This window comes from Duganella sp. Root198D2, from assembly GCF_001428585.1.
In the GTDB taxonomy this organism is placed as follows: domain Bacteria; phylum Pseudomonadota; class Gammaproteobacteria; order Burkholderiales; family Burkholderiaceae_D; genus Rugamonas.
Genome location: NZ_LMIC01000012.1, coordinates 96959 through 115730, shown reverse-complemented (window position 1 = coordinate 115730; position 18772 = coordinate 96959). Strand labels below are relative to the sequence as shown.

General features: G+C 63.3%; 19 protein-coding genes. 13 read left to right on the top strand and 6 right to left on the bottom strand.

All coding sequences use genetic code 11. From position 1 onward, the window contains the following. Positions 1-84: 84 nt before the first annotated feature. On the top strand, positions 85-423 hold the full coding sequence (locus tag ASE26_RS13000; protein ID WP_055938861.1) for a nuclear transport factor 2 family protein: 339 nt from the start codon (positions 85-87) through the stop codon (positions 421-423). Between the two features lie 14 nt (positions 424-437). Then, the gene (locus ASE26_RS12995) at positions 438-1247 is read left to right on the top strand and encodes a helix-turn-helix domain-containing protein (protein ID WP_200953874.1); all 810 of its coding nucleotides are present in this window, start codon (positions 438-440) and stop codon (positions 1245-1247) included. On the opposite strand, the gene ASE26_RS31955 is transcribed toward ASE26_RS12995, so the two are convergent. Together ASE26_RS31955 and ASE26_RS12985 are read right to left on the bottom strand one after the other, a co-directional pair. Next, positions 1244-3142: a methyl-accepting chemotaxis protein gene (locus ASE26_RS31955; RefSeq protein ID WP_082507621.1), complete on the bottom strand. Its 1899-nt coding sequence runs from the start codon at positions 3140-3142 to the stop codon at positions 1244-1246. The two genes, ASE26_RS12995 and ASE26_RS31955, sit on opposite strands and share 4 nt — an antisense overlap. 83 nt (positions 3143-3225) lie before the next feature. Further along, entirely contained in the window at positions 3226-4050 is an 825-nt protein-coding gene (locus ASE26_RS12985) for an ABC transporter substrate-binding protein (protein ID WP_057246371.1), read from the bottom strand. An 81-nt stretch (positions 4051-4131) separates the two neighbouring features. Here ASE26_RS12985 and dinB point away from each other — a divergent pair, with 81 nt between their 5' ends. From dinB to ASE26_RS12965, 4 genes are read left to right on the top strand one after another with little or no spacing between them, the layout of a single operon-like run. Next, the gene (gene dinB / locus ASE26_RS12980; RefSeq protein WP_057246370.1) at positions 4132-5283 is read left to right on the top strand and encodes a DNA polymerase IV; all 1152 of its coding nucleotides are present in this window, start codon (positions 4132-4134) and stop codon (positions 5281-5283) included. A gap of 54 nt (positions 5284-5337) precedes the next feature. Next, positions 5338-5976 (top strand): hypothetical protein, encoded by a 639-nt coding sequence (locus ASE26_RS12975; protein ID WP_055938852.1) that lies wholly within the window; start codon positions 5338-5340, stop codon positions 5974-5976. Next, positions 5973-6614, top strand: coding sequence for a hypothetical protein (locus tag ASE26_RS12970; protein ID WP_055938849.1), 642 nt, complete (start codon positions 5973-5975; stop codon positions 6612-6614). Before ASE26_RS12975 ends, ASE26_RS12970 begins: the two co-directional genes overlap by 4 nt. A gap of 53 nt (positions 6615-6667) precedes the next feature. Then, entirely contained in the window at positions 6668-7564 is an 897-nt protein-coding gene (locus ASE26_RS12965) for a recombination-associated protein RdgC (protein WP_055938846.1), read from the top strand. Here ASE26_RS12965 and ASE26_RS12960 read toward each other — a convergent pair. Then, on the bottom strand, positions 7561-8988 hold the full coding sequence (locus ASE26_RS12960) for a PLP-dependent aminotransferase family protein (protein WP_057246369.1): 1428 nt from the start codon (positions 8986-8988) through the stop codon (positions 7561-7563). The genes ASE26_RS12965 and ASE26_RS12960 overlap by 4 nt on opposite strands. 80 nt (positions 8989-9068) lie before the next feature. Here ASE26_RS12960 and ASE26_RS12955 point away from each other — a divergent pair, with 80 nt between their 5' ends. Together ASE26_RS12955 and dsbD are read left to right on the top strand one after the other, a co-directional pair. Beyond that, a complete protein-coding gene (locus tag ASE26_RS12955; RefSeq protein WP_057246368.1) occupies positions 9069-10067 on the top strand; it encodes a redoxin domain-containing protein in 999 nt (332 codons plus the stop codon). Next, the gene (gene dsbD / locus ASE26_RS12950) at positions 10064-11524 is read left to right on the top strand and encodes a protein-disulfide reductase DsbD (RefSeq protein ID WP_055938839.1); all 1461 of its coding nucleotides are present in this window, start codon (positions 10064-10066) and stop codon (positions 11522-11524) included. The genes ASE26_RS12955 and dsbD overlap by 4 nt, the downstream gene beginning before the upstream one ends. 1 nt (position 11525) lies before the next feature. On the opposite strand, the gene ASE26_RS12945 is transcribed toward dsbD, so the two are convergent. Further along, a complete protein-coding gene (locus tag ASE26_RS12945) occupies positions 11526-12011 on the bottom strand; it encodes an asparaginase domain-containing protein (protein WP_055938835.1) in 486 nt (161 codons plus the stop codon). A gap of 116 nt (positions 12012-12127) precedes the next feature. On the opposite strand from ASE26_RS12945, the gene ASE26_RS12940 reads away from it, so the two are divergent. Next, positions 12128-12907 (top strand): hypothetical protein, encoded by a 780-nt coding sequence (locus tag ASE26_RS12940; protein WP_057246467.1) that lies wholly within the window; start codon positions 12128-12130, stop codon positions 12905-12907. Positions 12908-12973: 66 nt separating this feature from the next. Here the strand turns inward: ASE26_RS12940 and ASE26_RS12935 are convergent, their stop codons facing one another. Next, positions 12974-13924, bottom strand: coding sequence for a D-2-hydroxyacid dehydrogenase family protein (locus tag ASE26_RS12935; protein ID WP_055938832.1), 951 nt, complete (start codon positions 13922-13924; stop codon positions 12974-12976). 348 nt (positions 13925-14272) lie between these two features. Between ASE26_RS12935 and ASE26_RS12930 the strand changes: the two genes are divergently transcribed. Continuing rightward, positions 14273-16135 carry a phosphoenolpyruvate carboxykinase (GTP) gene (locus tag ASE26_RS12930; protein ID WP_055938829.1) on the top strand — a complete coding sequence of 621 codons (1863 nt, stop codon included), beginning with the start codon at positions 14273-14275 and terminating at the stop codon, positions 16133-16135. A 45-nt stretch (positions 16136-16180) separates the two neighbouring features. Here the strand turns inward: ASE26_RS12930 and ASE26_RS12925 are convergent, their stop codons facing one another. Continuing rightward, positions 16181-16660: a hypothetical protein gene (locus ASE26_RS12925; protein ID WP_055938825.1), complete on the bottom strand. Its 480-nt coding sequence runs from the start codon at positions 16658-16660 to the stop codon at positions 16181-16183. A gap of 95 nt (positions 16661-16755) precedes the next feature. Here ASE26_RS12925 and ASE26_RS29960 point away from each other — a divergent pair, with 95 nt between their 5' ends. From ASE26_RS29960 to ASE26_RS12910, 3 genes are read left to right on the top strand one after another with little or no spacing between them, the layout of a single operon-like run. Then, positions 16756-17403 carry a PAAR domain-containing protein gene (locus ASE26_RS29960; protein WP_082507620.1) on the top strand — a complete coding sequence of 216 codons (648 nt, stop codon included), beginning with the start codon at positions 16756-16758 and terminating at the stop codon, positions 17401-17403. Then, entirely contained in the window at positions 17351-17974 is a 624-nt protein-coding gene (locus ASE26_RS12915) for a peptidoglycan-binding domain-containing protein (protein WP_156398221.1), read from the top strand. Before ASE26_RS29960 ends, ASE26_RS12915 begins: the two co-directional genes overlap by 53 nt. Continuing rightward, entirely contained in the window at positions 17925-18506 is a 582-nt protein-coding gene (locus tag ASE26_RS12910) for a hypothetical protein (protein WP_162246608.1), read from the top strand. The genes ASE26_RS12915 and ASE26_RS12910 overlap by 50 nt, the downstream gene beginning before the upstream one ends. The last annotated feature ends 266 nt before the right edge of the window (positions 18507-18772 follow it).

The following is an 18772-nucleotide window of genomic DNA, read 5'->3' as shown; positions in this document are numbered from 1 at the left end:
CATTTTCTATTACCTGGGAGGTAATCGTCGCACGGCGCAGATTTGTTGACAATGGCCTCACCAACCAACGATAGGAGAAACACCATGCAAATCGTCGAAAAATACCTGGCCGCCTGGAATGAACGCGACACCGGCGCCCGCCGCGCAGCAGTGGAGGCAGCCTTTGATCCGGCTGCAGCCTACAAGGACCCGCTGATGCAAGGCGCCGGCCACGAAGGCCTGGAGGCGATGATCGGCGCTGCGCAGGGCCTCTTTCCCGGCCACCGCTTCGAGCTGTCCGGTGCCCCGGCCAGCCACAACGACATGCTACGCTTCTCATGGACGCTGGGCGCGCCGGGAGCAGATCCGGTGGCGCGCGGCACCGACATCGCGGTGCTTGCGGCCGATGGCCGCCTGGCCAGCGTAACCGGGTTCCTCGATTAAGGAAAGGCGGGCGAATGGGCGCAGCAGCACCAGGGCAGTATTTCAGCGATTTCGCGGCGGCGATGCGCTATTGGCGCAGCAAGCGCGGCTTCAGCCAGCTGCGGCTGTCGACCGAGAGCGGCATCTCGCAGCGCCATATCAGCTTCCTGGAAAGCGGGCGCTCGCAGCCCAGCCGCGAGATGATCCTGAAACTCGGCATCGTGCTGGATATCCCGCTGCGCGAGCGCAATGTGATGCTGCTGGCGGCCGGCTATGCGCCGGCCTACCAGGAGCGCAACCTGTCCGACCCCGAGATGAAGGCGGTGATGCAGGCGCTGGATTTCATGCTGCGGCAGCAGGCGCCTTATCCAGCGCTGGTGGTGGACCGCTTGTGGAACCTGGTCATGAGCAATGGCCCGGCCGGCAAGATGATCGAGTGGCTGCTCGACGGACCGCCCAGCACCGGTAATGTCATCAAGCTGACGCTGGCGCCGGATGGCCTGCGCAAGTACATCGTCAACTGGGAAGATGTCAGCGCCGACCTGCTGCAGTGGATCCAGCGCGAGGCCATGGGCGATGGGCCTGGCAGCGAAGCGACCAGGCTGCTGGAGGAGCTATTGGCGATGCCGGGCATCCGGGCCGCGTCGCAGACGGCCAACCTGGACCGCCGCGCATTGCCATTCCTGCCGTTCACGGTGCGCAAGGACGGCGTGGAACTCAATCTGTTCACCACCATCACCACGCTTGGCACGCCGCATGACGTGACGCTGCATGAACTGCGCATGGAGGCGTTCTTCCCCGCCGACGAGGCGACTGCGGAGTGGTTCCGCAAGCTGCCGGCTTAAAACTCTTCCCAGTCGTCGCCAGGAGGCGTTGCGCGCGCTGGTGCTGCCGCAGGTTTTGCCGGGGATTTTGCCAAAGGTTTTGCCGCAGGTTTTGCCGCAGGTTTTGCCGATGCGCTGCGCGCTCCGGCGGAGGCTTGCGTAGCCGCGACGTCGGCCTCGATGATGTCGTCCGCCGCCGCTTCCCTGGCCCTCGGTTGCCCGCTGGCCGCGGCCGCCGCGCGCCGCGATAGGCCGGCGCCGGCCGTCCCGCGTGCTGCCCGCAACGGCGGGATTGTCGCGCGCGCCGGCACGCTGACTGCGCGGGCGGCAGGAGCCGCCGGCGTCCGCGCCGCCAAATATGTCCCTGCCGAGCCTTCCATCCGGAACACCGCCACCGCCTCCACCAGCCGCTCCGACTGCTCCTGCATGCTGCGCGCCGCAGCCGCAGCCTGTTCCACCAGCGCGGCATTCTGCTGCGTCGCGTTATCCATCTCCACGATGGCCGTATTCACCTGCTCGATGCCGGAGGATTGCTCCTGGCTGGCCGACGTAATCTCGTTCATGATGTCCGCCACCTGCTGCACCGATGCCACGATCTGCTGCATGGTGGCCCCGGCGCGATCCACCAGCGCACCGCCGGCATCGACCTTCGCGTTCGAATCGTCGATCAGCTCCTTGATCTCCTTGGCCGCCGCAGCGCTGCGCTGCGCAAGGTTGCGCACCTCCGACGCCACCACGGCAAAGCCGCGCCCCTGTTCGCCGGCGCGTGCCGCTTCGACAGCGGCATTCAGCGCCAGGATATTGGTCTGGAACGCAATGCCATCGATCACGCTGATGATGTCCGCCATGCGCGCCGAACTGGCCTTGATCCCGCCCATGGTATCGACCACCTCGCCCACCACCTGCCCGCCCTCGTTGGCGTGGGCCGCCGCCGACACCACAAGCTGGTTGGCCTGGCGCGCGTTGTCCGCATTCTGGCGCACCGTGGACGTCAACTCTTCCATCGACGAGGCGGTTTCCTCCAGGCTTGCCGCCTGTTGTTCGGTGCGGCGCGACAGGTCCAGGTTGCCCGCCGCGATCTCCGCTGCCGCGGTATTGATCGTATCGGTGGAAGTGCGAACCGAACCTACGGTGCTTTTGAGGGAAGCCACCATGTCCTTGAGCGCATGCAGCAAGCGCCCGGTTTCATCCTTGCGGCTGGTGTCGATGTCGGCAGTCAGGTCGCCGTGCGCCACGGTCTCCGCTACTTCCACGGCTTGCAGCAAGGGGCCCGTTACCGAACGCGTGATCAGGTACCCTGCCAGAATCGACAATATCGTCGCCAGCACCAGCAGGCCGATCATCAGCATCGTTGCATTGGAGGCGGACCTGGTCGCCTCATCGCCATCATGCGCCATCAGCTTGTTCTGCTGATCCAGGATCGCATCGAGCTTGCCGAAGTAGGCGTTCTGCAGCGGAATGGCCTGCTTGAACAGGATCTGCACCGCGCTGTCCTGGTCGCCGTCCTTGAACAGCTTGAGCACTTCGTCGCGCTTGGCGCGGAAGGTTTCAAACGCCTGGGTTTCCTCGGCAAACAGCTTCTTCGCCTCGTCCGACAGCAGGATCTTCTGCAGTTTCTCCGCAGCCGCAGCACCCGCTTTGTCGGCGTCCGCCATGCTGGCCAGGAAGCCATCGCTGCTGATTTTGTCCGGTGCCAGCATGGCGTTGCGCAGCGCCTGCGCCGAACGGTTGGAATAGCTGCGCATTTCGTTGGTCAGCTGCACCTTCAGGTAGCGATCGCTGATCAGCCTGTCCGTCAGGTTAGCGTTGTGGCTCAGGCGGCTGATCCCCGTCAGCGACATCGCCAGTTGGATCGCAATAGCCAGCGCAAAACCGAGCGCCAGCTTGACACCGATATTCATGTTCGAAAAGCTCATGCAAGCCTCGCCGGAAAGTGGTTTTTGTTTCGATGATCGCACAGGCATGGTAACGCGGCGCCGCGATCAGCGCCACAGCAAACTCAGGGTGCCGGCTGGTAGGCGGAAATGATGCCACGCCCGTGGTCCGGCACCAGGCTGCGGCCATTCGCCTCGCCGACATACTTGCCGTAAATGCGAGCCACGGTGCCGTCGGCCACCATGCCAAGCAAGGTTTCGGCAAACACCTTGCGCGCGGCCGGCGCCAGGCCGTCGCGCGAAAGATAGGCGCCGGCCAGCACGGCTGCCGATTCGGTCGCCGGCATCACGCGGGCCTGCTTTTGCAGGCCGGCGCTTTGCAGGTAGCGCGAGTAAATGGTCATCGGCGCCAGGGTCGCCTCGGCGCGCTGCGAGGCCATTTTCCTGAAAGCGATATCAAAGTCGTTGACCACCTCGACCCGGCCTTGCCCGCGCAGCCGCTCGACCTGGGTCAGGACTTCAGGCGCATACAGGATGCCGCGTACCAGGTTCAGGCGCGCGCTGCCATGCTCCACCAGTTCAGCCAGCGATTTGAAGGTGGCCGGCACGCGGTGCGACAGCACCAGGTCGAAGCGCGTCGTCACAAAAGGCACGAACTGGCCCAGGCGGTCGCGTTCGGCGCTGCGGGCGGAACTCGCGGTCAGGTTGATGCGGCCGTTTGCATACTCGGCCCACAGCCGCGCCCGCGGGTACCAGCTGATATTCAGGGGGCAGTTGGTGCGCCGCGCCAGTTCCCGCACAACGTCGATGGCGGCTCCGCCGACCTTGTCGTCCTCGCGGAACGACGCCAGGCCAAGATCGCTGGCGCCGGCATGCAAGGGAGCGGGGCAGGTGGCAGCGCCAAGGGCCGGGACGGCGGCGAAAGCGAACAGCAGTGGAAGGATGCGCATGCCCAGCAGTATATCCAGTGGGCACCTTGCGTAAAATGCTGTATATAATTACAGTGTCACAAGCGAACTCGACTATTTGTTATGGACTGGCCCCGCCGCATTGCCCACCTCGACATGGACGCCTTTTACGCGTCCGTGGAGCTGTTGCGCTATCCGGAATTGCGCGGCCTGCCCGTCGTGATCGGCGGCGGCGGACGCCACCAGCCGCGCGAGCTGCCGGACGGCACCCGCGAGTTTTCCCGCCTGCGCGATTACGCGGGGCGTGGCGTGATTACCACTTCCACCTATGAAGCGCGGGCGCTGGGCGTGTTTTCCGCCATGGGCACCATGAAGGCGGCGGCGCTGGCGCCGGACGCCATCCTGCTGCCGGTGGATTTCGATTCCTACCGCAAGTATTCGCGCCTGTTCAAGGCGGCGGTGGCCGCCATCGCCCCGCAGATCGAAGACCGCGGCATTGACGAAATCTATATCGACCTGACCGAGGTCGAGGGTGAAACGCGCGAACTGGCCCAGCGCATCAAGGACGCGGTGCGCGCCGCCACCGGGCTGTCGTGCTCGATCGGCGTGGCGCCCAATAAACTGCTGGCCAAGATCTGCTCCGACCTGGAAAAGCCCAACGGCCTGACCGTGGTCGGCCATGACGACGTGGCGGCGCGCATCTGGCCGCTGGCGGTGCGCAAGGTGAACGGCATTGGCCCCAAGGCGGAGAAAAAGCTGGTCGCGCTCGGCATCGACACGGTGGGCCAGCTGGCAGCGGCCGACCCAGCCCTGCTGCAGGAGCATTTCGGCCTCAATTACGCCGAATGGCTGCAGCGCATTTCCCATGGCCACGACGAGCGTGAGCTTGCCACGCGCAGCGAGCCGAAAGGCGTCAGCCGCGAAACCACCTTTTCGCGCGACCTGCACGTCAAGCGCGACCGCGCCGAGCTGTCCGAGATCTTCACCCGCCTGTGCCAGAAGGTGGCCGACGACCTGGCGCGCAAGCGCTACGCCGGCCGCACCGTGGGCATCAAGCTGCGCTATGCCGACTTCCGCACCGTGACGCGCGACCTGACCCTGCCCTCGCCCACGGCCGATGCCGCCGCCATCCGCCGCGCCGCCGGCGAATGCCTGCGCCGGGTGCCGCTGGATGACCGGCTGCGCCTGCTCGGCGTGCGCATGTCGGCCCTGTGCACGCTGGAAGAGGCTGCCCAAGCCCAGCCGGCGCAGGGTGATCTTTTTGCCAATATGTGATATTTTCGCTACGCGAGCTGGCAAGCTGAGTCCGGCTGCAAAACGGAATACCCTATGCAAGCAGATTTCCGCCCGGCGCGGCGCGCCTGGCTGGCCGTTATCGCCCTGCTGCACCTTGCAGTGTTCTTGTGCTGGCGCGGCCTGCCCGAGCGGCGCGAAGCCGGTCCTCTGCGTGAAAGCGAACTGGTCTACCTGCTGGCGCCTCCCGAGCCCAGCACCGCCGCCGCGCCTGCCCGGCGCGCGGCGGGGCGGCCGAAGCCGCCCCTGCCCTCGGTCCGCGCCGTCCCCGCGCCCGCAGCGTCCGTTAGCGAGCCTGCGCTCGCCGAGGCAGTGACGGTGCCGGCGAGCGCCGGCGATCCCGGCGATCCGTTTGCCAAACCGGCGGCGCCGGCTGAGAGCCTGCTCGAGAGAAACCGCAAGTTGGCCGCCGGCGTTGACCGCCAGCTACGCAAGGAAAGCCTGAACCAGTTCGCCACCATTGTGCCAGAGCAAAGTCCGCTGGCCCGGCAGCTGGCCCGCGCCTATAAAGGGGAAGTGGTGCTCGAGCAAGTCTCCACCATGGCTGACGGCCGCAGCGTGAAACGCTACCGCGCCGGCGGCCAGGAATGGTGCGAAGTGGTGAACCTGGTGGGGGCGGCGGGGCAGGACCCTTTCCGCGACGGAAACAAATATCAAGTGAAGACCTGCCCATGAGCGCGCTGCGACGGCGGCATGGCTGGCTGCTCCCGATTGCCGGCCTGCACCTGGCCCTGCTGGTTTGCTGGCGCTTGACCGCAACGCCCACCATTGCGACCGAGGCGCAGCGTGAGGGGGAGATGGTATTCCTGATGCACATCGCGGACCGGCAGCCGCAACCGGAGGCGCCGCGGGTTCCCTCGGCGCCGCGCTCGCGCCGCAGTGCAGCGCCTTTGCCCACGGCGGCAGGACCCGCAGTCCCGGCAGCCGCCAGCATGCCGCCGCGGGCCGAGCTGCCACCGGAGGCGGCTGCGCCCGATCCCTTCGCGCAACCGGCGCCCGAGGTGCGAAGCCTGGTTGAGCGAGCCCGTTCAGCGGCCATCGGGGTCGACCGCGAACTGCGCAAAGAGAGCAAAAATGACAATGACCGGGCCCTGGCGCACGAACCGAAACTGGCGCAGGACATCGCCCTGGCCTACAAAGGGTCCGGTGCCTTTTCGATGACCGAAACGGTGTTGCCCAACGGCGACAGCCTGGCACGCGTCACCACGCCCCTCGGCAGCTACTGCATTCTCAAGCGCGGCAACCGCGACAAGGCAGGGCTGAACGCCGTCGACAACAACGGTAAAACATTTATCGTTCGCTGCCCCAAATAGCTCCTGCTAAAATGTCGTTCCTTTGAAAATGCTCAGCTAGGCTGCAAACAAGTATGTGGTTTAAGAATCTCCAGGTCTACCGTCTGCCCGCGCCTTGGGCATTTACTCCAGAACAACTCGAAGAGGCCCTCCAGCCGCAGTCCTTCTCTCCTGCCAGCAGCAATGAGCTGATGCGCCAGGGCTGGGACAAACCGCGCCCGAACGGCGGCCTGGTGCACGTCGTCAACAAGCAGATGCTGATGGTGCTGGGCACCGAGAAAAAGCTGCTGCCATCGACCGTGGTCAACCAGGTTGCCAAGGCGCGCGCTGCTGAAATGGAAGAGCAGCAAGGCTTCGCCCCTGGCAAGAAAGCCATGAAAGAACTCAAGGAACGCGTGCACGACGAACTGCTGCCGCGCGCCTTCACCATCCGCAGCAACACCTGGTGCTGGATCGACCCGGTCAACGGCTGGCTGGTGGTCGATGCCGCCAGCCCGGCCAAGGCCGACGACATCATCAAGATGCTGCTGAAAGCGGTCGACCGCATGCCGATCGAGAGCCTGCGCGTACAGCGTTCGCCAGTCGGCGTGATGACCGCCTGGCTGCAGGACGACGAAGCGCCGGCCGGCTTCACCGTCGACATGGACACCGAACTGCGCGCCACCGGCGAGAGCAAGGCGGCGGTGCGCTATGTGCGCCACACCCTGGAGCCGGAAGAAGTGCGCCGCCACATCGCGGCCGGCAAGCAGTGCACCCGCCTGGCCATGACCTGGGACAGCAAGATCAGCTTCGTGCTGACCGAAGCGCTGGCCATCAAGGGCGTCAAGCCGCTGGACGTGATGAAGGAAAACGACGCCGTTACCCGTAACGACGACGAACGCTTCGACGGCGACTTCATGCTGATGACCGGCGAGCTGTCCAAGCTGCTGCAGGATGTGGTTGACGCCCTGGGCGGCGAAGCGAAAGCTTAAGACCGCGTGAGCGCCAGCAGGCGCTCGCAATAGCCCGCAGCCGTGTCCTCGGGCACATTGGTCACACCAAGCAGCAGCCCGCCGCTGGCGGGTGCTGCCCCGGCATACCATCCGGACAAGGCGGATGGCGCCATGCCAAGGCTGCGTGCCCGCGTAGCGACTTCCACATCGTTGACTCCCTGCGGCAATTGCAGCAGCACGCCCAGTGCCGCCGGCGCATGGACCGCGCCCAGCTGTTCCAGCGCCGCGCCCAATGCGTTCCTGCGCTCCTGGTACAAGCGCTTCATGTGCCGCAAATGGCGCAGGTAGGCGCCGCTATGCAGGAACTCCGCAACGGCCAGCTGCACCACCGGCGGTGGCGCGCTGGCGCAAATGGAAGCCGTTTGCGCCAGCAAGTCGGCCAGCTCCGGCGGCGCTACGAGGAAACCCACCCTTAACGAAGGGGTCAGCGTCTTGCTGAACGTGCCAAGGTGTAGCACGCGGCCTTTGCGGTCCTGCGATGCCAATGCCGGCGCGGCGCGGCCTTGCGGCTGCAATTCGCCCAGGTAGTCGTCCTCGATGATCCAGGCGCCGGCCTGCGCCGCCCACTCCAGCAAGACCTGGCGCCTGCGCAGCGACAGCGTAACGCCGAGCGGCGCCTGCTGGCCAGGCGTCACCACCGCCAGTTTGGCACGTGGCGCCAGGTGCACACCGGCTGCCACGTCCAGTCCTTCGGCATCGACCGGGACCGGCACCAGCTGCAGGCCCGCCGCAGCGAGCGCATCGCGGGTAGCCATATACCCCGGCTGTTCAATCCATGCCTGCTCGCCTTTCAACTCGAGTGCACGCAGGACCAGTCCCAGCGCGCCAGCGTAGCCGTTGCAGACCAGCACCTGCCCGGGCGTGCAATCGAGCCCGCGCGCCACGCACAGGTAAGCCGCGATTTCCGCGCGCAGGGAATATTCGCCGCGCGGATCGGGATAAGACAGGGGCAACGCAGCCGCTGCGCGGGCAGCCCGGCCCATCACGCGCGACCAGGTCTTGAAGGGAAAGGCATCCTGGGCCGGCACGCCGACCTGGAAAGGTTTGGTGCTGACGGCGCGACCGGGAAAGGCCCGCACCACTTCCAGCACTGCAGCACCCGGTGCAGCGCGTGTAGACTCGCTGCCTTGCCGGCCTGCGCCTGCCACAGCGCCTCCGGCACAGACGAAAGTGCCGGCCGCGCCTGCGGCGTAGACCAGTTGTTCATCGCGCAGCCGCTCATAAGCCTGCCGCACCGTGCCGCGCGCGACTCCCAGTTGAGCCGCCAGGTCATTCCAGGACGGCAGCCGTGCCTGCGGCGCCAGGCGGCCATCGCTGATCGCCCCGCGCAGGCCGAGGAAGATCTGGTCTGCCAACGTGGCAGCGGCTTTGCGGTCAATGGCGAGCTTGATCGAATGGTACATAAATTCAGCGCATTCTTGCGTCTTTAGAGTGAACCAAGGCAAAGGTACCATGGTTTTCCTACCAATCCACGAAAGCCATCATGTTCAAACCCCTGATCACCGCACTGCTAGTGAGCCTCTCCACCGTCGCCGCCCATGCCGATGAAGCAGGCAGCGGCGCCAGCCGCGCCAGACTGGCCGGCAAGGCGTTGTTAGGCCAGCCGGGTCCCGCCGCTGTACTGCAAACCATTGACGGCCAGCGTATCGACCTCGCTTCGTACTACGGCAAGCAGCCGGTCTACCTCAAATTCTGGGCCACCTGGTGCGTTCCCTGCCGAGAGCAGATGCCCGCGTTCAAGAAGGCTTTCCAGCAGTACGGCGACAAGCTTGCCGTGGTCGCAGTCAATGCCGGCTACAGCGATACCGAATCGGAAGTGAAAAACTACCGCAGCCAGCATGGCCTGCATATGCCAATCGTCATCGATGACGGTTCGCTGGCGGCCAACCTGAACCTTCGCGTAACGCCGCAGCACATCGTGATTGGCCGCGATGGTCGCATCCGGCACATCGGCCATTTGCACGACAAGGAACTTGAGAACGCCCTGCAAAGCGCGGTAAACGAACGCGCGGTCGCGACTCCCCTGGCGCTGGCGCCGGCTGCTGCGGCGCCCCGTCCAGCCCTGAAAGTTGGCGACATTGCGCAAGGCCTGCCGCTGCCCGTCGTACAGGACAAGCCGCGCGCCCTGATGTTCTTTTCCCCCTGGTGCGAATCCTATTTTCGCGAAAGCCGCCCTGCGATTGCACAGGCCTGCCAACGCATGCGTGAAGAAGCCGAGGCGCTGGCCGCAACGCCGGGGGTTGAATGGACTGCCGTCGCATCGCCGGTATGGTCGTCGGAAAAGGAGGTCGCGGAATTCGCCCGCAGCAAAAAGTCGCGCATGGCCATGCGGCTGGACAAGGACGGAGCGCTATTCAATGCCTTCGGCGTACGCCAGATTCCCAGCATTGTTCTGCTTGACCGGCAAGGCCGCGTAGCGCGCGTCATGGGCCCTGAAGAGCGCGGCCTGGCGCAGGCAGTGCAAGCCTTGCAGGTGCAATGATGCGGCGCCTGTTGCTGGCGCTGCTGCTCGCAGCGCTGGGGATGGCTCGGGCGATGGCTGGGGACTTCCTCGAACCCGAAGCCGCATTTCGCTTCTCGGCGCGGATGGCGGACGGCGGCGCCGCCGAGGTCAGTTTCGACATTGCCGACGGCTACTACATGTACCGCGACCGGTTCCGCTTCACTGCGGACGGGGCCAAACTGGGTGCACCCGAACTGCCGCCAGGTAAAGTGAAATTCGACCAGACCTTCGACAAGGAGGTGGAAACCTACCGCCACCGCGTCACGTTGCGCGTGCCGGTGCAGGGCGAAGGTCCCTTCGTGCTGCGCGTGACGAGCCAGGGCTGCGCCGACGCGGGCCTGTGCTACTCGCCAATGGATTCCGGCGTCACGCTGGAGGCGGCGGCACCGCTGGCGCAAGCGCTGCAAGGCGGCCAATTACTCACGATCGTGCCCCTGTTCCTGCTGCTTGGCCTTGGCCTGGCCTTCACGCCCTGCGTGCTGCCGATGGTTCCGATCCTGTCTTCGATCATAGTCGGCGACAGCGCAAAGCCAAGCCGCCGGCGCGGCCTCCTGTTGTCTGGCGCCTACTCACTGGGCATGGCACTGGTGTACACCGCCTTCGGCGTCGCAGCCGGACTGGCCGGCGAAGGCTTAGCCGCTTCGCTGCAAAAACCGTGGCTGATCGGCGCCTTTGCCTTGCTGCTTTCCGCGCTGGCGCTCTCGATGTTCGGCCTCTACGAACTGCAATTGCCTGCGATCCTGCAATCGCGCCTGGCCGACAGCGCCAATCGCCGCACAGCCGGCAAGCTGGCGGGCGTATTCGGCATGGGTTCCATCTCCGCGCTGATGGTCGGCCCCTGCGTGGCAGCACCGCTGGCAGGCGCGCTGGTCTACATCAGCCAGACGCGCGACGTGCTGGTCGGCGGCAGCGCGCTGTTTGCAATGGCGGCCGGCATGAGCGTGCCGCTGGTGCTGGTCGGCCTGTCGGCTGGCAGCCTGCTGCCGCGCGCTGGTGCATGGATGGAATGGGTCAAGCGCGGCTTCGGCATCATGCTGCTGGCGCTGGCCGTGTGGATGGCGTGGCCGCTGCTACCTAACCCTCACGTTTCCGCGCTTCCGTTTAAGCCGGTCGCCAATGTGCAACAGCTCGAGGCCGAATTGGCGAAAGGCCGCCCCGTCATGCTCGACTTCTACGCCGACTGGTGCATATCATGCAAGGAAATGGAAAAGTTCACCTTCCGCGCCGCGCCGGTGAAGTCAGCCCTGGAAGGCACCGTGCTGCTACAGGCCGACGTCACGGCCAATAGCGAGGAAGACAAGGCCCTGCTGAAACGCTATGGCCTGTTTGGACCGCCCGCCATCATTCTGTTCGATGGCGGGGGCAAAGAGCGGGCGCGCGTAATCGGCTACCAGGACGCCGCGCGCTTCCAGCAAACGCTGGCGAGACTCAAATGATTCAGAGCGGCTGGAACACACCGGCCGCTTTGTTCTTCTGCACGTTATCCCACGCGAAGATCTGGCCATTCATCGCCACGTATACGCCGGGCGGCAGCACTTGCGCCACGCCGCAGGCAAACCCCATATTGAAGAACGCGTCGGAATTATCGATCTCGTAAGGGATCATGGCGCCGGTGAAAACGATGGTCTTGTCCTTGATCGCGGGGCCGAGGACGGCAGCGGTCTGCGGCATGGTATCGGTGCCATGCACGATCACGATCGCTTTCTCGGGAGCGCCCTGGCAAGCAGCCAGCACGCGCTGGCGGTCGGCATCCACCATGTCCAGCGAATCCAGCAGCGACACGACTTCCAGCTCGCAAGGCGTGGTGATGCGGGCGCGCTTGATCGCAGCAGGCAAGTGACTTTCGGTGAAAGCCAGGGTGCCATTCAGTTCGTTGTAATGCTTGTCGAAGGTGCCGCCGGTGGCGATGATACGCAGGGTCATGATGAATTAAAATGAAATCGATGAATGGCGTGCATGATAGCCGAAAAAAGTTTGCGCCTTCCGGCTGGCATTCCGCTGAACAGTTGACTACACTGGGTTTTTTGCCCGGCAAGACCATGAAAGCGCTCGCACCAGGAACCGTGATTTTCCACCGCTACCGCGGGTATGGCGTGATTACGGCTGTCAATTTGCTGACCGGCTGGATTTCCGCCCGGTTTGGCAACGAGTCGCGCACGCTCGACCTGAACCTCTCCACCGACGAAGTGCAGTTTGCCGACGGCGAAGCAATCCTGTTCCGCCGCGCCCCGCCCGACCGCATGCCGCATGCGCGGTTGATGGCGGTGGTGCGCGAATTGCACAAGGCCGGCTACCAGAAGTTATACCTGTACTCCTGGCCCAAGGCATCCGGGCTGCACTGGCGCTGGCACCTGTTCACCGGACCGCGCGACTGGATGCAGCGCTCCTGGCGCGAAGGCTGGTACGGCTCCGGCGCCGACTACATTTTCAATCCCGTGATGGGCTGGGGCGACCAGCCCGGCGCCACGACGGAAGAACTGGTGCACGCGCTGGCCAGGTTCGACCCGCACGGGTTGGCGCAAGCCCTCGGCCGCGACGAAGACCACACCAACTGGTTCGCCCAAGTCTGCGACGCCCTGCTCCCCGGCTACATGTACAGCCTCGACATGCAGCGCCCCCATGGCGGGCCGCTGACCGACATGCCGCCGGTGCCAGTAGTGCCGGTCCGCGCCAACCTCCCGCCCTACAGCGGCGAATCGATCACCTGGCCCCCAGGCTGGGCCGGCCTCTGGAGCAAAGTCCACGCCATGCCCCCACAGCCCAGCCCGTGTCACACCCTGGGGTCACACCCCAACTGTGACACGGACACAGCCGTGTAATGCTTCAGCTCGTGTCACACTTAGGGACTCGGCGTCCCCGTGATGACCCCAAGGTGTGACACGGGCTCAGCCGTTGAGGTGCTTGACCAGGTTCTGGAAGGCGTGGCCGAAGTACAGCTCGTAACTGGCTTTCTCGACGTAGCCTAGGTGCGGGGTGCACAGCACATTCGGCATGCGCAGCAGCGGCGAATTTTCCGGCAGCGGTTCGGTTTCGAACACGTCCAGTGCTGCATAGCCTGGATGGCCGGACTTCAGCGCTTCTTCCAAAGCGCCGCTCGCAACCAGCTCGGCACGGCTGACGTTGACGAACAAGGCATCGCGCTTCATGCGCGCCAGGTCTTCGGCGGTGACGACGCCGCGCGTGCCGTCGGCAAGGCGCAGGTGCAGCGACAGCACATCCGCCTCCGCAAAAAATGCTTCGCGCGAAGCCGCCGCTTGGTAGCCGTCGGCCGCCGCTGCCGCGCGGCTCGACTCGCTACCCCAGACGATCACGCGCATGCCAAACGCCTTCGCATAACCCGCCACCAGCTTGCCGATCTTGCCGTAGCCCCAGATCGCCATCGTGCTGCCGGCCAACACCAGGCCCAGCGTGTTGTGCTCGTGACTGATCGACACTTGCTGCCACTGCCCATCGCGCAGCTTGCCTGCGTACTGGAACAGCTTGCGCCTCGCCGCCATTACCAGCGCCCAGGTCAGCTCGGCTGGCGCAGTCGGCGAGCCGACGCCTTCCAGCACGGTGATGCCAAGCTCGCGGCAGGCCTCCATGTCGACGTGGCCGCTTACCTTGCCAGTCTGCGAAATCACTTTCAAATTGGGCAGTTTGGACAGCAATGTTCGGCTAAACGCAGTGCGCTCGCGGATCAAGACCAGCGCTTCAAATGGCGCCAGCCGGGCCACCAGTTGCCCCATGCCGCGCACGGAATTGTTGAAAATCTTGACCTCATGGCCATCCAGCAGTTTGATGCATTCCAGGCTACGCGTTGCATCCTGGTAATCATCGAGAATCGCAATTTTCATGTCAGTTAGCAGATTTTGTGATGAAAATAGTAGGGAAATAACAGGTTTGTGAATATCTGGAATAGCCTACTACATTGGTCGGGCAATATTCCTACATTTTGGTCGGAATCGCTGGATCGCAGGTGTACAATCGGCCAATTCAAGGAGCCCAACCAGGCTCCAGCAGTATATGTTCCAGCGCCTGAGCACACCCCCGCCAGGCGCTTGCGCCCTCGAGTAATCGGGCGCATCGACAGAACCGCCGTATTTCGCCGAAGTAAGCAAAATTCTTCCGCGCAAGCTATCAGCTGACGACGATTCCTGCCGTGCCGGGACAAGACAGAATTCTTTATTGGCATTGGAGGTACTATGAATCAGCCCGTTATGGGAGGCGTTGCAACTATGAACGCACCAGCTTACATCAAACAGCAAAAACTGATCAATTGGGTGGCGGAAGTTGCCGCGTTGACCAAGCCTGCCCGCATCTACTGGTGCGATGGCTCGGCGGAAGAATACGACCGCCTGTGCGCTGAAATGGTTGCCGCCGGCACCATGAAGAAGCTGAACGCCGAAAAGCGTCCAAACTCCTACCTGGCTTGCTCCGACCCGACCGACGTCGCCCGCGTTGAAGACCGCACCTTCATCTGCTCGCAGACCAAGGAAGCGGCCGGCCCGACCAACAACTGGATGGACCCGCAGGAAATGCGCGGCACCCTGAACGGCCTGTTCGACGGCTGCATGGCTGGCCGTACCATGTACGTGGTGCCGTTCTCGATGGGCCCACTGGGTTCGCCGATCGCCCACATCGGCGTGGAACTGTCCGACTCCCCATACGTCGCCGTCAACATGCGCACCATGACCCGCATGGGCAAGGCCGTGTATGACGTGCTGGGTACCGATGGCGAGTTCGTGCCGGCGATCCACACCGTTGGCAAGCCGCTGGCTGCCGGCGAAAAAGACGTGGCATGGCCATGCAACGCCACCAAGTACATCGTGCATTTCCCGGAAACCCGCGAAATCTGGTCCTACGGTTCCGGCTACGGCGGCAATGCGCTGCTGGGCAAGAAGTGCTTTGCGCTGCGCATCGCTTCCACCATGGGCTACAACGACGCCAAGAACGGCGGCGAGGGCTGGCTGGCGGAACACATGCTGATCCTGGGCGTTGAGTCCCCGGAAGGCAAGAAGCACTACGTTGCTGCGGCCTTCCCATCGGCTTGCGGCAAGACCAACTTCGCCATGCTGATCCCGCCGAAGACCTTCGACGGCTGGAAAGTTACCACTATCGGCGACGACATCGCCTGGATCAAGCCGGGCAAGGATGGCCGCCTGTACGCGATCAACCCTGAAGCAGGCTACTTCGGCGTGGCTCCTGGCACCAACACCAAGACCAACTCGAACTGCATGTCCTGCCTGAACGAGAACACCATCTTCACCAACGTCGCACTGACCGATGACGGCGATATCTGGTGGGAAGGCCTGACCAAGGAAGCGCCTGCGCACCTGGTCGATTGGCAAGGCAAGGACTGGACCCCGGCGTCCGGCACCAAGGCCTCGCACCCGAACGCGCGCTTTACCGTGGCTGCAACCCAGAACCCGGTGATCGACCCGGCGTGGGACGATCCAGCCGGCGTGCCTATCTCCGCCTTCATCTTCGGCGGCCGCCGCTCTACAACCGTGCCTCTGGTAACCGAAGCGCGCAACTGGATCGAAGGCGTGTACATGGCCGCGACCATGGGCTCCGAGACCACCGCTGCAGCCGCCGGCCAGCAGGGCGTGGTGCGCCGCGACCCGTTCGCCATGCTGCCGTTCATGGGCTACAACATGAGCGACTACTTCCAGCACTGGCTGGACATGGGCAAGCGCCTGGAAGGCAAGGGCGCCACCCTGCCTAAGATCTTCTGCGTCAACTGGTTCCGCACCGACGAAAACGGCCACTTCGTATGGCCAGGCTTCGGCGACAATATGCGCGTGCTGAAGTGGATGCTGGAACGTGTTGAAGGTAATGGCGGCGGCGTCGAGAACATCTTCGGCACCACTCCTCGCTACGGCGACATCTCCTGGGACGGCCTGCCATTCACCGCCGAAGAGTTCGAGACCATCACCTCGATCGACAAGGACGCATGGCGCGCGGAGCTGAAACTGCACGCTGAACTGTTCGAGAAGCTGGCATACCACCTGCCGCAAGAGCTGAAGGACAATATGGCCAAGCTGGAACAGCGCCTGAACGGCTAAGCTGCTTTCGCTTCGACAAAAAACGCGCCCACGTGGCGCGTTTTTTTATTCCCTGCTCGCTGTCGACCATTCCGGGCGCTTCTCGACCGGTACTTCCGCCTGGTCGAAGCTGTCGACCTCTTTCATGGTACGCAGCTCGTACAGCGTTTCGATTCCGGAGAAATGCAGGCCTCCGCAATCGGTGGCGACGTGAGAGCCGTCCTTCCAGAACCAGTATTCTCGAATGATCAGCCCGCACTTGCTGGAGCGCGTGCGGCCGGCGTGATAGACATGCAGCTCGGTTGGCCACTTCCTGCCATCCGCAGCGAAATACGAAAGTACGAGCCAGGTGGCGGACTCGCCATCGGGCGCGAGCCGGACGTCATCCGCCCGCCGGTCCGTCGTCAACTTGATGTCCTTGCCGGACGCTGTCACGACATGGACGTTGTTCGACTTGTCGGCATACGCCTTGGCCAGGCTCCCCGCGCTGGCTGTAGAACATCCGATGACAAGCGCAATGGCAAATGCAAAGCGGTGATACAGCATCTCCTGCCCCCATTCTCCGACCGCGTATTGTGCGCGGGCAATTTTTCTGATCAGTTATTATTATCGCAATAATGATGAGAATTCGGTGAGATCATATGGCAGGAGAAATAATCCGTCTGGGCGATACCACAAGCCATAACGGCACGGTGCTCGAAGGTTCGATGCAGGACATCTGCCACGGCAAACCCATCGCCTATATCGGACACAAGGTGCATTGCCCGAAGTGCAAAGGGGATTACCCTATCGTCGAAGGGGCGATGACCACCACCTTCTACGGCAAGGGCGTGGCACTTGCCGGGATGAAGACTTCCTGCGGTGCCACCCTGATTCCAAGCCAGTTCACCGATACCGTTGAATACGGCCAGGGGAAAAGTTCCGCCGCTGCTGCCGGCGCAAGTCCCAAGGCTGCAGCAGCTCCACCGCCGGTCACAGCACCCGCTGCGAGCAAGGCTCTTGCGGGCAGTGGCGTTGCACAATCGCTGGCTGCCAGCGAGGACGCGGCCGAGGCCGAGCAGAAGTTCGACTTGTTCTTCCATGCCAAGGACGCCAACCAGGCCAGCCTGGCCAATGTCCGCTACCGGATCGTGCTGGACGATGGCCGGGAGTTCATCGGGAAAACCGACAAGAACGGGCACACGGAAAAGGTAATTTCCGATTATGCCCAAAACGCAAAGATAGAGATTCCATACTATGACCACAGCCACACTCACGCCGCAAACGGATCAGACACCTGCAGTTGTTAATGTTGTCGATGAGCTGAGCGGAGCAGTCTGGGTACCACGCTTTCCGGCCCAGAACACGACGGACCATCTGAGCGCGGATTTCCAGGCTGCCGTTGACGGCTTCATTGCTGCCTTGGAAGCAGCTGGCGCGGAGGTGCGCATCGCCAATACCTTCCGGCCGAAAGAGCGTGCATACATGATGCATTGGGCGCACAAGATCGCCAGGAACGGCGTTGATGCAGCGACTGTGCCTGCAATGGAAGGCGTTCACATTAACTGGGTCCATCCCACGCCGGAGCAGTCGGTCGCCGGCGCAACTGCGATGGTGAATGGCTTCGGCATCCAGGGGCTGGGCGTCAACACACCGCCGGCCCTGAACACGCTGCACGGGACGGGCGAGGCAATCGACATGTCGATCACCTGGACCGGCAACATCACAGTGGCCAACAAGGATGGTACGACTGTCGAAGTGAACACGGCTCCTCGCACGGGCATGAATACGCAACTTAAAGAGATTGGGGCAACATATGGCGTTAAGAAATTTGTCGGCGGTAACTCGGATAAGCCGCACTGGTCGACAACTGGCCATTAATGCCCTGGCTGCGGGGGCACTGCTGCTCGGGACTTTTGCGCCGGCGTATGCAGAAGCAACAGCGCCATCGCTGATTGGACATTATTCGAACCAGGTATGGGACGACAGTGAGGACCCACATGCGCTATCCGGCTATTACTTGGACTTGTTCAGGCAGGGTAAGGTCGTTTTCGGCAGGATCGCCGTTGCGACAGGTTCACCGGAACCGGTAAGCGCGAAGCTGTACGATGTGTCTTTGAATGAAAAGGCGAAAACAATTTCATTCAAGGCGAAGTATTCGGCAGGGAGCCATGCCGGCAAGAACATCCCTCCCGAAAAACGCGATGCGAAAGTGTTCCTGAGCTTTTCCGGAAAACTGAGTGCGCGCGGTGTCCGGGGAGAGCTGGTCCGGCGCGACGGCTATCCGCCGTTCGCAATCATCGGGAAAGAAAAAGCATTGCTGAAAAAGCAGGACGATAAATTCGTGCCGTCCAGTATCGAAGAATGGAACCAGATGTTCGGCGACCCGGTTCAGCTCGGCCAGGAAAATTGAATATCTCCCAGCGATAAAAATTCTGCTTGACATCCCGTTCAGTGCGGGAGCAGAATCGCGTCCACTGATTTTTTATTAACCCGAATTTTCGAAAGGACGACCATGCCACGTACGGCTATCAACAATCTGCAACTTCGATAGCCCCGCAGCGCGCGCGCTCGGGGCAGGCAATCAAGCCACCCGAGCCGGTCGTTCTTCCAACACGAACCCCGGCCAGGAAACTCGCCGGGGTTTTTGTTTCTACAGCCCCGGCATAACGAAAGACG